The 13,824-nt window shown below is 70.2% G+C and carries 9 protein-coding genes; 1 reads left to right on the top strand and 8 read right to left on the bottom strand.

Annotated elements, in window-relative coordinates:
- Positions 1-17 precede the first annotated feature (17 nt).
- Positions 18-920, bottom strand: coding sequence for an acyl-CoA thioesterase (locus ACZ7DY_RS17545; RefSeq protein ID WP_471136018.1), 903 nt, complete (start codon positions 918-920; stop codon positions 18-20).
- Between the two features lie 46 nt (positions 921-966).
- Positions 967-3,513, bottom strand: a complete 2,547-nt coding sequence (locus tag ACZ7DY_RS17550; RefSeq protein ID WP_471136692.1) for a DEAD/DEAH box helicase — start codon at positions 3,511-3,513, stop codon at positions 967-969.
- Between the two features lie 88 nt (positions 3,514-3,601).
- Between ACZ7DY_RS17550 and ACZ7DY_RS17555 the strand changes: the two genes are divergently transcribed.
- A complete protein-coding gene (locus ACZ7DY_RS17555) occupies positions 3,602-4,396 on the top strand; it encodes a metal-dependent hydrolase (RefSeq protein ID WP_471136020.1) in 795 nt (264 codons plus the stop codon).
- 119 nt (positions 4,397-4,515) lie between these two features.
- On the opposite strand, the gene ACZ7DY_RS17560 is transcribed toward ACZ7DY_RS17555, so the two are convergent.
- The 6 genes from ACZ7DY_RS17560 to ACZ7DY_RS17585 all read right to left on the bottom strand — a co-directional run bounded on the left by ACZ7DY_RS17560 (position 4,516) and on the right by ACZ7DY_RS17585 (position 13,776).
- On the bottom strand, positions 4,516-6,549 hold the full coding sequence (locus ACZ7DY_RS17560; RefSeq protein WP_471136022.1) for an ABC transporter ATP-binding protein: 2,034 nt from the start codon (positions 6,547-6,549) through the stop codon (positions 4,516-4,518).
- The gene (locus ACZ7DY_RS17565; protein ID WP_471136024.1) at positions 6,546-8,573 is read right to left on the bottom strand and encodes an ABC transporter transmembrane domain-containing protein; all 2,028 of its coding nucleotides are present in this window, start codon (positions 8,571-8,573) and stop codon (positions 6,546-6,548) included. The genes ACZ7DY_RS17560 and ACZ7DY_RS17565 overlap by 4 nt, the downstream gene beginning before the upstream one ends.
- Positions 8,574-8,687: 114 nt before the next feature.
- Positions 8,688-9,074, bottom strand: a complete 387-nt coding sequence (locus ACZ7DY_RS17570; protein WP_471136027.1) for a hypothetical protein — start codon at positions 9,072-9,074, stop codon at positions 8,688-8,690.
- Positions 9,075-9,203: 129 nt separating this feature from the next.
- Positions 9,204-9,923 (bottom strand): hypothetical protein, encoded by a 720-nt coding sequence (locus ACZ7DY_RS17575; RefSeq protein WP_471136029.1) that lies wholly within the window; start codon positions 9,921-9,923, stop codon positions 9,204-9,206.
- 119 nt (positions 9,924-10,042) lie between these two features.
- Positions 10,043-11,824 (bottom strand): ABC transporter ATP-binding protein, encoded by a 1,782-nt coding sequence (locus tag ACZ7DY_RS17580; protein ID WP_471136031.1) that lies wholly within the window; start codon positions 11,822-11,824, stop codon positions 10,043-10,045.
- Positions 11,821-13,776: an ABC transporter transmembrane domain-containing protein gene (locus tag ACZ7DY_RS17585; protein ID WP_471136033.1), complete on the bottom strand. Its 1,956-nt coding sequence runs from the start codon at positions 13,774-13,776 to the stop codon at positions 11,821-11,823. Before ACZ7DY_RS17585 ends, ACZ7DY_RS17580 begins: the two co-directional genes overlap by 4 nt.
- Positions 13,777-13,824: the final 48 nt, after the last annotated feature.

The following is a 13,824-nucleotide window of genomic DNA, read 5'->3' on the forward strand; positions in this document are numbered from 1 at the left end:
ATCTCCGCCGGCCGCCCTCAGGACTCGGCTGTCGGACTGTCCATGTGCCGCTCCCCATACGGGCGGAAGAGCCCTTCCTGCACCACTGACACCAGGAGGCGCCCCTCGATGTCGTAGATGCGGCCCCGGGCGAGGCCGCGACCCCCCGTGGCGATGGGGGACTCCTGGTCGTAGAGGAACCACTCGTCGGCGCGGAACGGGCGGTGGAACCACATGGCGTGGTCGAGCGAGGCCATGTCGAAGCCGCGCGGACCCCAGAGCGGCTCCACCGGGATACGGACGGCGTCGAGGAGGGTCATGTCGCTCGCGTACGTCAGCGCGCAGGTGTGTACGAGAGGGTCGTCGCCCAGCGGGCCGACAGCCCGCATCCACACCGCGCTGCGCGGCTCGGCGTCCTTGATCTCCTCGGCGCTCCAGCGCAACCGGTCGACGTAGCGGATGTCGAAGGGCTGGCGCCGGGCCATGCGTTCCAGCTGCTCGGGGAGTGCGCCGAGGTGCTCCCTGATCTCCTCGCTGACCGTGGGCAGCGACTCCGGGTCCGGGGCCGTGAGGCGTGGTGGCAGCTGGTGTTCGAAAGCGCTCTGTTCGGGCTGGTGGAAGGAGGCGGTGAGGTTGAAGATGGTGCGGCCCTGCTGGACGGCGGTGACGCGGCGCGTGGTGAAGGAGCGCCCGTCCCTGACCCGTTCGACCTGGTACACGATGGGCACGCCCGGGCGGCCTGGGCGCAGGAAGTACGCGTGCAGCGAGTGCACCGGTCGGTCGCCTTCGGTGGTGCGGCCCGCTGCCACCAGGGCCTGTCCGGCGACCTGCCCGCCGAAGACCCGCTGGAGGGACTCGTTCGGGCTGCGGCCCCGGAAGATGTTGACCTCGATCCGCTCCAGGTCGAGCAGGTCGACCAGCCGGTCGGCAGGGTTGCTCATGACAGTTCCTCGACTCCTGTCCGGGACACGCGGCTCATCGGGGCTTTCAGAGCTGGCCGACGTCCGTGACCCGGACGATGGCACGGCCCTCCTCGTCGGAGGCCGCGAGATCGACCTCCGCGCTGATGCCCCAGTCATGGTCGCCGTTCGGGTCGGCGAACGTCTGCCGGACGCGCCACAGACCGTGCTCGGGATCCTCCTCGATGAGCAACAGCTTGGGGCCCCGGGCATCGGGGCCGGTGCCGAGATCTTCGTACTCGTCCCAGTACTTGTCCATGGCCTCGCCCCACGCGTCGGCGTCCCAGCCCGACTCGGCGTCCAGCTCGCCCAGCTCCTCGATGTGGTCGAGGGCGGCCAGCTCGACCCTGCGGAACAGCGCGTTGCGGACGAGGACGCGGAAGGCTCGGGCGTTGGCCGTGACCGGCTTCACCTGATCGGCCTTCTCCTGGGCCTCCTCCGCCGTCATCACCTCGGGGTTGGCCAGCTGCTCCCACTCGTCGAGGAGGCTGGAGTCGACCTGGCGCACCATCTCGCCCAGCCAGGCGATCAGGTCCTCCAGGTCCTCGGACTTCAGGTCGTCCGGGATGGTGTGTTCCAGGGCCTTGTACGCGCTCGCGAGGTAGCGCAGGACGATGCCCTCGGTACGGGCGAGTTCGTAGAAGGACGTGAATTCCGTGAAGGACAGCGCCCGTTCGTACATGTCACGGATGACGGCCTTGGGCGAGAGCGGGTGGTCGCCGACCCACGGGTGACTGGTGCGGTACGTGTTGTACGCGTGGAAGAGGAGCTCCTCCAACGGCTTCGGGTAGGTGATGTCCTGGAGCCGCTCCATCCGCTCCTCGTACTCGACGCCGTCCGCCTTCATCAGCGCCACGGCCTCGCCGCGAGCCTTGTTCTGCTGGGCCGCGAGGATCTGGCGCGGGTCGTCCAGAGTGGACTCGACGACGGAGACCATGTCCAGGGCGTACGACGGGGACTCGGGGTCGAGGACCTCGAAGGCAGCGAGAGCGAACGTCGACAGGGGCTGGTTGAGCGCGAAATCCTGCTGCAGGTCCACCGTCAGGCGCACGATGCGCCCGGTGGCATCCGGCTCGTCGAGCTTCTCCACCACGCCGCCGGCGAGCAGCGAGCGGTAGATCGCGATGGCCCTGCGGATGTGGCGCAGCTGCTGCTTGCGGGGCTCGTGGTTGTCCTCGAGGAGGTGACGCATGGCCTCGAAGGCATTGCCGGGGCGCGCGATCACGGACAGCAGCATGGTGTGGGTGACCCGGAAGCGGGAGGTCAGCGGCTCCGGCTCGGAGGCGATGAGCTTCTCGAAGGTGGTCTCCGACCAGGCGACGAAGCCCTCGGGCGCCTTCTTGCGGACCACCTTGCGGCGCTTCTTCGCGTCGTCGCCGGCCTTGGCGAGCGCCTTCTCGTTCTCGATGACGTGCTCGGGAGCCTGGGCGACCACGAGGCCCGCGGTGTCGAAGCCGGCACGGCCGGCGCGCCCGGCGATCTGGTGGAACTCCCGCGCGCGGAGAGTGCGGACGCGGGTGCCGTCGTACTTGGTGAGGGCCGTGAAGAGCACGGTGCGGATCGGGACGTTGACGCCGACGCCCAGGGTGTCCGTGCCGCAGATGACCTTCAGGAGGCCCGCTTGGGCGAGCTTCTCCACCAGACGTCGGTACTTGGGCAGCATGCCGGCGTGGTGCACGCCGATCCCGTGGCGCACGTAGCGCGAGAGGTTGCGGCCGAACTTGGTGGTGAAACGGAAATTGCCGATCAGGTCGGCGATCTTGTCCTTCTCCTCGCGCGTGCACATGTTGATGCTCATCAGCGACTGTGCGCGCTCGACCGCCTGGGCCTGAGTGAAGTGCACGATATAGACGGGCGCCTGCTTGGTCTCCAGGAGCTCGGTCAGCGTCTCGGTGATCGGCGTCAGACGGTACTCGTACGACAGCGGGACCGGACGCGTCGCGGAACGGACGACCGAGGTGGGGCGGCCGGTGCGGCGCGTCAGGTCCTTCTCGAACATGCTGACGTCACCGAGCGTCGCCGACATGAGGATGAACTGCGCCTGCGGAAGTTCGAGCAGCGGAATCTGCCAGGCCCAGCCGCGGTCCGGCTCGGCGTAGAAGTGGAACTCGTCCATCACGACCTGGCCGATGTCGGCGTGCTTGCCGTCCCGCAGCGCGATCGAGGCGAGGACCTCGGCGGTGCAGCAGATGACGGGCGCGTCGGCGTTGACGGACGCGTCGCCGGTCAGCATGCCGACGTTCTCGGTACCGAAGAGTTTGCACAGGTCGAAGAACTTCTCCGACACCAGAGCCTTGATGGGCGCCGTGTAGAAGGTGACCTTGTCCTGGGCGAGGGCCGTGAAGTGAGCGCCCGCCGCGACCAGGCTCTTGCCGGAGCCGGTCGGCGTGGACAAGATCACGTTCGCCCCGGAGACCACCTCGATCAGCGCCTCCTCCTGGGCCGGGTAGAGGGTGATGCCCTGGTCCTCGGCCCACGACGAGAAGGCTTCGAAGAGGGCATCGGGGTCGGCATCCGGCGGCAGCTGATCGATAAGGGTCACACCCCCATCTTGCCTTCCTTCCCGCCCGATCAGGGAACCGGCGGTTCACACGAAGATCACGAACGCTACGCTGTGTCGCCGACGGGGCGTCAGAACAATCGAAATGGGGCGGGCAACAGCAATGATGGGACCGGCACACTCGCTGTCGGGGGCGGCAGCCTGGCTGGGGGTCGGTGCCGCTGCGGCGGCCGCGGGGCACACGATGCCCTGGCCGGTCCTCCTCGTGGGAGCGCTGATCTGCGCGGGGGCGGCGCTGGCGCCCGACCTCGACCACAAGTCGGCGACCATCTCGCGGGCATTCGGACCGCTCTCGCGGGGTTTGTGCGAAATTGTCGACAAACTCTCGTACGCCGTCTACAAGGCGACCCGCAAGCAGGGCGACCCGCGCCGGTCGGGCGGTCACCGCACCCTCACGCACACCTGGCTGTGGGCGGTGCTGATCGGAGCGGGCACCTCGGCCCTGGCGATCTTCGGCGGGCGCTGGGCGGTCCTCGCCATCCTCTTCGTCCACATGGTGCTCGCCATCGAAGGCTTGCTGTGGCGGGCCGCCCGCGGGTCGAGCAGCGATGTGCTGGTGTGGTTGCTCGCCGCGACGAGCGCCTGGATCCTCGCCGGAGTCCTGGACAAGCCGGGCAACGGGTCGGGCTGGATGTTCACCGAGCCCGGCCAGGAGTATCTGTGGCTGGGCCTGCCGATCGTGCTCGGTGCGCTGGTGCACGACATCGGGGACGCGCTGACCGTTTCCGGGTGCCCGATCCTCTGGCCCATCCCCATCGGCCGCAAGCGCTGGTATCCGGTGGGGCCACCGAAGGTGATGCGGTTCCGGGCGGGGAGCTGGATCGAGCTCAAGGTGCTGATGCCGGTGTTCATGTTGCTCGGGGGAGTGGGCGGCGCGGCCGCGCTCAACTACATCTGAAGGCTCCGTCTCCCCTCCACCTGAAGGCTCTTTCTACTCCCGACTCGACGGATCTCTCTCCACCTCACCCGACCGGGTGCCTTCGCGCTCGGGACGGTGATCGCACGGCCCGCCGGCACTCAGGGCGTGGGCGAGTGCTCGCCGTGCCAGGAGTGCCAGAGGGCGGCGTAAGCCCCCTCGGCCGCCACCAGCTCGTCGTGGGTCCCGAGCTCGGTCACCCGGCCGCCCTCCATGACAGCCACCCGGTCCGCGTCGTGGGCCGTCTGCAGTCGGTGGGCGATGGCGATGACGGTCCGGCCGCGCAGGACGGCGGTCAAGGCCCGCTCCGTGTGCCGTGCCGCCGTCGGATCCAGGAGCGCGGTGGCCTCGTCGAGGATCAGCGTGTGCGGATCGGCGAGCACGACGCGGGCCAGTGCCAGCTGCTGCGCCTGGGCCCCGTGCAGCCGGTGACCTCCGGGACCCAGCTCGGTGTCCAGGCCCTGAGGGAGGTCGTCGAACCAGTCCGCGCCGACCGCGGCGAGAGCCGCGTCCAGCTCGGTGTCCGTGGCGGACTCGGCCGCGATACGCAGGTTGTCCCGGACCGAGCCGAGAAAGACGTGGTGTTCCTGGGTGACGAGGACGACCTGGCGGCGCAGACGGTCGGGCGGCAGGTCGGCGATGGGCACACCGCCCACGGCCACGGTTCCCGCGGTCGGCGCGTCGATTCCGGCCAGGAGACGACTCAGCGTGCTCTTGCCCGCACCCGAGGGCCCGACGATCGCCAGGCGCTCACCGGGACGTACGGACAGAGTGACGTCGCGCAGAACATCCGCGCCTCCGCCGTAGGCGAACCGCGCTCCGCGGATCTCGATGCGGTCGTCTTGGGAAGCCCCGGTAGGGGGAGGGGTGGGGCAGGTCGAGGAGGAGCCGGAGCGGGAGCCTCCCGAGGCCGCGGTGGAGAGGGGCCGAGGCGTCGACGGCACAGGGGAAGCGGCTGGCGAGACCGGTTCGACTCGATGTGCTGCATCGACTACATCAGCTGCATGGGCTGTGCCGGTTACGTCGGCTTGAGTCGGGTCGGTCGCCACCGTCGGACTGGTCGGGGCGGCGGCCAGACCCTCGACGCGGGCGAAGGACGCACCACTGCTCTGCAACTGCTCGACCTGCTGAAGGATCGTGTCGAGTGGCTGGGAAAGCTGCCGCAGATACAGCGCGGAGGCGACCACCGTGCCGAGGCTCACCGAGCCCTGATCGTGCAGGGCTCCGCCGATGAGCAGCACGGCGACGACGGGGACGACGTAGGAGATGTCGACGGAGGGGAAGAGGACGCTCCGGAGGAACAGCGTGCGGTGGTGGGCGTCGACGCACCGTTCGATCTCCGCCTCGCTGTCCGCGATGCGCCGCTCGCGCAGCCCGAAGGCCTCGACAGTGCGCGCTCCGGACGCGGTGGCGGCCAGAACCTCCGCCAGCGCGGAGTGGGCAGCGCCCTGGTCGAGGTAGGCGGAGCGGGCCCGGCGCAGGTACCAGCGGGTGGCGAACCAGATGCCGGTGAGACCGAGCACGCCGCAGATTCCGAGCAGCGGGTCGAGCAGGAAGACCGCGCCGAGGATGAACAGTGCCTGCACGGCCGCGACGAAGACGTCCGGACCGGTGTCGCGCAGTGTCTGCCCGGCTGTCGCCACGTCCGTGGTGCCGCGGGCCGTCAGGTCCCCCGCGCCGGCGCGCTCCACGACGGAAGCAGGCAGTGCGAGCGCCCGGTCGACGAACTGTTCCCGGATGCGGGCGAGGGTTCGCTCGCCGAAGCGGTGGGCGAGGTAGCGGGCGTGACGTGCCAGGAGGAGCTGGGCGACGGCCCCGGCGAGGATGCCGAGTGCGAGGCGGTCGACGGCGGCGACGCCTCCGCCGGCCTTGACCGTGTTGATGATGCGGCCGAGGAGCCAGGGGCCGACCAGACCCGCCGCCGCGGCGAGCGCGTTGAAGACGATCATGGTGACGAAGGCTGCGGTGTCCTGCCGGATGAGGCGGACGGCGGCCCGACGTACCTGGCGCCGGTCGGCTATGGGCAACTGCCCGGAGGCCGCGCCCGCCGAGCCGTCGTCGCGGCGCTCGTCGTCGCCGTTGCCCTCGTCGCCGTTGCCGGAGCGGCTGCGGGTGGTCGGTTTCGTGGGCGTCATCGGAGTGCCTCGTGACTCGGCTCGGTGGACGGGCGGCGAGGTTGCTTGTGGCCGTCTGGCGTGTGCTGCTCCTCTGGCTCATCGCCTTCGTCGTCGCCGGGCGACACCAGGCGCCGGTAATCCGGGCACGAGCCCCACAGATCGGTGTGACGCCCGGTGGCGGCGACCTTCCCGCCCACCAGGAAGTACACGGTGTCGGCCTGAGCGAGGACGAGGGGAGACGTGCTGGTGACGAGCGTCGTACGGCCCTCGCGGGCGGCGCGCAGACGTGCGGCCATCTTGGCGGCGGTGTGGGCGTCGACCGCCGACGTCGGGTCGACCGCCAGGAGTACTTCGGGATCGACGAGGAGGGCGCGGGCGAGGCGGATCCGTTGACGTTGGCCACCGGAGAGGTTGCGGCCGTGCGCGTCGAGGAGAGCGTCGAGCCCGTCCGGCAGGCCGAGAAGGACGTCCCGGGCCATGGCCGCGTCGACCGCACGGGCGACGGCGTCGTCGTCCAAATCCAGACGTCCCGAGATCGCTGCGCGCAGCGTACCGGCGAAGAGATCGGCCTCGTTGTCCGCCACGAGGATCCGGGTACGCACCTCGTCCAGCGCGACGGTATCGAGGCGGACCGGACCCCACATGACGGCGGAGGGAGCGAACCGGCCGAGACGGTCGACGATGTCCGTGCCGTCGGAACCGTGTGCACCGACGAGCGCGGTGAGGGCCCCTGGTACGACCTCCACGCCGGAGTGTGGGTCCCGCAGGACGGACGGCCCGCGCGGGCCGCGAACCGGACCAGCGCCTTTCGTCTCCCCGCCCCTCGCCTCCTCGCTCTTCGACCGCTTGCCCCTCGTCTCCTCGCCCGTCGACCGCTCGCCCTTCGTCTCCTCGTCCTGCGGCTCCTGGACCCCCTTCGAATCTCTGAGCCTGGACTCCTCGGGAATCGGCTTCTCGACGCTCGGCTGCTCGGGAATCGGTGTTCCGGGGTTCGACCCTGCGGTCGCCGGCGTCTGAGGCGTCGCCTTCTCCGGCCGAGGCTCTTCGAAGCTCTCCGGCTCCAGGTTCAGGAAGTTCACCACTCGGCGTGCGGCGACCAGGCCCCTGCCGATGTCGTAGCCGGCCTCGATGAAGAAGGTCACGGGCAGCACGAGCACGGCGACGTAGCCGTACACGGCCACCAAGTCGCCCACACTGATGGTGCCCTGGGCGGCCATGCGGGCGGCGAGCCACGTCACGGCGGCCAGGAACAGGGTGGGCAGCCCGAGCCCGAAGGCCTGGATCCAACTCATGCTCGATCCGACCCGGTACCCCTCGTCCCGGAGCCTGCGCGAGGCGTCGCGGTACCGGGCGGCGAACACACCTTTCCCGCCGAACCCGTTGAGGACACGGAGGCCCCCCGCGAGGTCCCCGAGTATCGCGGCGAGGATGCCCTGGCGCTCCCGGTAAGCGGTCTCGGCTCCCTGAAGGCGCCCGAGGAAGGGGCCGATCAGTACGGCGAGCAGCGGCACGCCGATCAGAACCACCACGGCAAGCAGTGCGGAGACGGACAGCAGGAGCGCGGCGATCACGAAATAGGCGATCACCGCGCCCACGCCGGGCCCTGTGACGGTGAGGGTCTGGCTGATCACGCCCACGTCGGAGTGGCCGATCGTGATGACCTCACCGGCCGACATGCGACGGGGCAGTGTGGCGCCGAGCCGGGTCGCGTGGTCGATCACGACTCGCACCGTACGGAAGTAGGCGTCGAGCCGGACTCGAGTCATGGTGCGGTGCCGCATGATCGCGAGCCAGGCGTTGAGAATTCCGATGCCGAGCAGGGCAGCGGTCCAACCCCACAGGGCGGTCCGATTGCCTGGCGTAAGACCATCGTCGATGACGCGCGACAGGACGTACGGGGGGAGAGTCAGACAGATCATCCACGCGCTGCCCAACAGGCCCCCGAGAACGACGCGGTGGCGTTGGCTGACGGTCACCCACCAGAGGTAGCGGGCAGGCCCGCGACGGTCGGGAATACCGGGGTCCGTGGGCGCTGCAACCATTCGCGCAGCTTAACTGCCCCTGGGCGGACGGCTGCGGAGCCCGCATGCCCTGCTCGACGATGGGGAGACCGTCAGTCGCGTGCCCGGGTCACTCGCGTCTCGGCCAGGGTGCGATCAGCAGTGGGAGGCGTTTTCGATCTTGATGCCGGTAAGCGTCTCCAGCCCGTCGAAGTAGTCCCCGGAGTTGGGGTTCAGGCACGTGTAGTGCGTCTCGCCGTATTCGGTGTAGCGGAGCCAGGCCCGGTCGTCGTTACGGGTGTTCCACACGTGGTTCGCTCCGCGAGCGGCGGTGCTGAGGTTCTGGTAGCCCGAGGTGATGTCCTGGTACCTGGCGTTGGGATTCCCGGCGTCCCACCTGGCCTGGTTCTGGTAGAAGCAGACCTGGGGGTAGACGCACCCGTTGTAGGAGTTGGCGGAGGCGCCGGGCGCCATGACGAGGACGGCGCTGGTGAGGGCCGTGAGGGAGGCTGCTACGGCGGCGATGCGCTTCGTAAGAGTCATGGCTCAGAAGTATGTGGGCGGAGGATCCGAGTCCGAAGGCGGAATTCGGCCGCTTGTCGATCTTCCGGTCCTTCTCTGTCCCGACGAGAGCCGGATTCCACCGGCTGTGCACGGAGTTGGTGCCGTTCGTCAGGCGGCGGCGCCGGCGTCGTCCTCACCCTCGCCCTCGTCCTCGCCGACGCGCTCGGCCTCGCCCGTGTCCTCAGTCGCGTCCTCAGCCGCATCGTCAGGTGCGTCGGGAAGGAACTTGTCCCACGCGGTATGGACGGCCAGTCCCGCCGCGGCTGCGGCGGGCCAGACGAGGTCGATGTCTTCGAGGAGCTCTTTGGCCGCCTCGCTCTCGATGACGGCCTGGAACAGGAGGACGAAGAAGACCGCCGTGATGTACCAGGCGACGAGTGTGCGTTTCTGGGGCCACTTGAGTCCCGGGCTCTCTTCGTCGAGCAGACGGCGGACGGGTTCTTCCAGTTCGTCCAGGTCGCTGTCGAGCTCGTCCCGGACGTCGTCGGGCAGCGCCGTGGCCCCGGTGGTCATGAGATCGAGGTTCAGGATGGCATAGGTGTGTTGGAGGTCTGCGGCGAGCCTGCGCATCTGAGAAATGACGGGCGGTGCCACGAAGTTGCGCAGGTCGGGCATGCTCTCGCCGAGAAAGCGGCCGGACTGCGCGGCCCGGCTGAGTTCGGCGAGCGGGAGGCTCATGAGGCGCATCTCTCGGAGAGCCATGCAGATGGGCGAGACGCTGCGCAGCACGTCCTGCACGTGAACGTTGAGTGCGGCCTGCGCCTCACAGAGTTCGGTCATCGAGGCCCTGAGCCGCGACAGGTCGTGGGGGAACGCGTCGTTCGCCAAGGCGGCTCCTCGCAGGAGGTGTTGATGGCGTCGACGATACGGCTGGGGTCCGGCCGACGGGCGGATTTTCTCGCCGGACGACCCTCTTCGAGGGAGGGGGGCGAGGACAGGGGCGGGACCTATCCGTGCCAGGAGCGCCACAGCGCCGCGTACGCTCCGTCCGCCGCCACCAGCTGGTCGTGGCTGCCCAGTTCGCTGATGCGGCCGCTCTCGACCACCACGATGACGTCCGCGTCGTGGGCCGTGTGGAGCCGGTGGGCGATCGCGACGACCGTTCGGCCTTCGAGGACACGGGCGAGGGAGCGTTCCAGGTGGCGGGCCGCGCGAGGGTCGAGGAGCGAGGTCGCCTCGTCCAGGACCAGCGTGTGCGGGTCGGCCAGGACCAAGCGGGCCAGGGCGATCTGCTGGGCCTGCGCCGGTGTCAGCGCATGACCGCCGGAGCCCACCTCGGTGTCCAGGCCGTCGTCGAGAGCCTGTGCCCAGTCGGCCGCGTCCACGGCGCCGAGGGCTGCCCAGAGTTCGGCGTCCCGAGCGTTGTTCCTGGCCAGGAGGAGGTTGTCGCGGAGCGACCCCACGAAGACGTGGTGCTCCTGATTGACCAGCGCCACATGCGTGCGCACCTCTTCCGCCGGCATGGCCGACAAGGCCGCGCCGCCCAGCGTGACATGACCCGTGCGCGGTCCGTAGATGCCCGCGAGGAGCCTGCCCAGGGTCGACTTGCCCGCACCCGACGGGCCGACCAGGGCCACCCGCGAGCCGGGTTCGACGGCCAGGGACACCTCGCGGAGGACGTCGACGCCGGCGCGGTACCCGAAGTGCACGTTGTCGGCGCGGACGTCGCGTCCGTTCGGGACGACGGACGGATCCCCGGCGTCCGGTTCGATGTCGCGGACGCCCACGAGGCGGGCCAGCGACACCTGGGCGACCTGCAGCTCGTCGTACCAGCGCAGGATGATGCCGAGCGGATCGACGAGCATCTGCGCGATGAGTACCCCCGTGGTCAGCTGGCCCACGCCGATCCAGCCCTGGAGGACGAAGACGCCGCCCATCATCAGTGTCGAGCAGAGCACGGTCGTGTGCGTGAACGTAATCACCGGGAAGAGGACCGAGCGCAGATAGAGGGTGTACCGCTCCCAGGCGGTCCACTCCTTGATGCGGCGCTCCGACAGCTCGACGCGGCGGGGTCCGAGGCGGTGGGCCTCCACCGTGCGTCCCGCGTCGACCGTTTCGGTGAGAGCGGCGGCCACGGCGGCGTAACCGGCGGCTTCCGAACGGTAGGCGGAGGGTGCCCGTTTGAAGTACCAGCGGCAGCCCACGACGAGGAGGGGCACGGCGACGAGCACGGCGGGCGCCAGGGGCGGTGCGGTCACCGCGAGGCCGCCGAGCAGGAGCGCCACCCACACCACGCCGATGGCGAGCTGCGGCACGGCCTCGCGCATGGCCTCGGCCAGTCGGTCGATGTCCGTGGTGATGCGGGAGAGCAGGTCACCGGTACCGGCCCGTTCCAGGACGCCGGGCGGCAGGCCGACCGAGCGCACGAGGAAGTCTTCCCGCAGGTCCGCCAGCATCCGCTCGCCGAGCACCGCACCACGCAGCCGCACCTCGCGTACGAAGTACGCCTGCACGAGCAGAGCGACGACGAACAGGCCAATGGTGAGCTCCAGATGGAGGTCACGGGTGCCGTCCGACACCTTCTCGACCAGATCGCCGAGCAGGTACGGGCCGGCCATCGAGGCGACGACGGCGAGCGTGTTCACCAGGATGAGCAGGAGGAACGACCGGCGGTGGCGCCGGAACAGTTCACGGACGTAGGTGCGCACGGTCGTGGCCGAGCCGACGGGCAGCGTGTCCGCCGTCGTGGGGGCTGCCGGATCGTAGGCCGGGGGAGCCAGGCCGATCATGCCGTCTCCTCGATGTCGAAGTGTTCCAGGGCCTCCGCCGCGAAACGTTCGGCGTCGGTCTCGCGGGTCACGACCGCGCGGTACCGCGGCTCGCTGTGCACCAGTTCGCGGTGCGCGCCGACCGCCGCGACCTCGCCGTCGGCGAGGAAGACGACCCGCTCGGCGCGGTCGAGGAGCAGCGGCGACGAGGTGAGCACCACGGTCGTACGCCCTTGCCGCAGTTGCCTGATGCCGTCGGCCACGCGGGCCTCGGTGTGGGAGTCGACGGCGGACGTCGGCTCGTCGAGTACGAGCGCTTCCGGGTCGGTGACGAGGGAGCGGGCCAGAGCGAGACGCTGGCGCTGGCCTCCGGAGAGGGAGCGGCCGCGTTCCGTGAGGTGGGCGGCCATCGGGTCGTCGTCCACCGACGCCTGCGCCAGCGCGTCGAGAACGTCGGCGCACTGTGCCGCGTCCAGCGCCTCCTCGGGGCTGACAGCACCCGAGGCCGGCACGTCCAGGAGCGCGCGGAGCGTCCCGGACAGCAGGACGGGATCCTTGTCCTGCACGAGGACGCGGGCGCGGGCGACGTCCAGCGGGACATCGTCCAGGGGTACGTCACCGAGCCGTACGGAGGGCAGGCCCGCAGCCTCATCGAACGTCGGGTGGCCGCCGAGCCGTTCGGCGAGCCGCCCCGCCTCGTCCGGGTCGCCGCAGACCACGGCGGTGAACCGCCCGGCCGGGGCGAACAGTCCCGTCACGGGGTCGTACAGGTCACCCAGGGGCCCGGCCGAGCGCGACTCGAAGCGCCCTTCGTCGTCCCCAACGCCACCATTACGCCCAAAGGCACTCGTACGCCCAGTGCCCTCCGCAACCTCCGTAGCCTCCGCAGCACCCCCACCCCTGTCCGCTGCCGTAGCCCCATCGTTCGCCAACGCCCCTACAGCACCCGCAGCACCCACAGCCCCTGAAGCCCCCGCCACCCGCTCCAGCGCGAGCACCCGGGCGGCGCGTTTCGCGGAAGGGCGGGAGAAGGAGTACGCCATGGCGATCTCTTCGAAGTGACGCAGGGGGTAGTTGAGCATCATGATCGCGCTGTAGACGGTGACGAGTTCGCCGACGGTGATCCGGCCCTCGCGGGCGAGGTGCACCCCGTGCCAGACGACCGCGACCAGCAGCAGCCCCGGCAGCAGGACCTGGATCGCCGAGATGGCCGCCCACATGCGGGCGCTGCGCACGGCCGCGGTGCGGACCTCCTGCGACGCGCGGCGGTAGCGGTCGAGGAAGAGCTCCTCGCCGCCGATGCCGCGCAGCACCCGTAGGCCGGCGACGGTGTCCGACGCCAGTTCGGTGGCCCGTCCGGCCTTCTCGCGCTGGAAGTCGGCCCGGCGCGTGGCGCGGGGCAGTAGTGGGAGCACGGCGAGCGCGAGCACCGGGATGCCCACCGCGACCACGATGCCGAGCGCCGGCTGGTACACGAGAAGCCCGACGCAGACCAGGACGACGGTGAGGGCGGCCGCGGCGAACCGGGACAGCGCCTCCACGAACCATCCGATCTTCTCGACGTCACCCGTGGAGACGGCCACGACTTCACCGGCGGCGACGCGTCGGGTGAGTGCCGAGCCGAGCGCGGCGGTCTTGCGGGCCAGCAGCTGCTGGACGCGGGCGGCCGCGGTGATCCAGTTGGTGACCGCCGTGCGGTGGAGCATCGTGTCGCCCGCCGCGATGGCGAGGCCGAGGAGGACGATCAGCGAGCCCGCGAGGGCGAGCCGGGTGCCGGAGCGGTCGAGGACGGCCTCGACGGCGACGCCGACCATGTAGGGGAGGCCCGCGATGGAGCCGAAGTGCAGCAGGCCCCAGGCGAGTGACTTGAGTTGTCCGCCGAGCTGGCTGCGGCCCAGCCACAGCAGGAAGCGCGGCCCCGACCGGGTGTCGGGGACGCCCGGGTCGGGAAACGGAAGATCGCGAATCTGCATGATGTCCCAGAACTCGGTGCGGCGGACGTCGCTCCGGATGGGTGACCG

Source organism: Streptomyces sp. NPDC037013 (assembly GCF_055607265.1).

Excerpts from the sequence above, each read along its gene's own strand:
- ACZ7DY_RS17545 (WP_471136018.1), bottom strand. The coding sequence starts at position 920 with ATGAGCAACCCTGCCGACCGGCTGGTCGACCTGCTCGACCTGGAGCGG.
- ACZ7DY_RS17580 (WP_471136031.1), bottom strand. The coding sequence starts at position 11,824 with ATGATCGGCCTGGCTCCCCCGGCCTACGATCCGGCAGCCCCCACGACG.
- ACZ7DY_RS17585 (WP_471136033.1), bottom strand. The coding sequence starts at position 13,776 with ATGCAGATTCGCGATCTTCCGTTTCCCGACCCGGGCGTCCCCGACACC.
- ACZ7DY_RS17560 (WP_471136022.1), bottom strand. The coding sequence starts at position 6,549 with ATGACGCCCACGAAACCGACCACCCGCAGCCGCTCCGGCAACGGCGAC.
- ACZ7DY_RS17570 (WP_471136027.1), bottom strand. The coding sequence starts at position 9,074 with ATGACTCTTACGAAGCGCATCGCCGCCGTAGCAGCCTCCCTCACGGCC.
- ACZ7DY_RS17555 (WP_471136020.1), top strand. The coding sequence starts at position 3,602 with ATGATGGGACCGGCACACTCGCTGTCGGGGGCGGCAGCCTGGCTGGGG.
- ACZ7DY_RS17565 (WP_471136024.1), bottom strand. The coding sequence starts at position 8,573 with ATGGTTGCAGCGCCCACGGACCCCGGTATTCCCGACCGTCGCGGGCCT.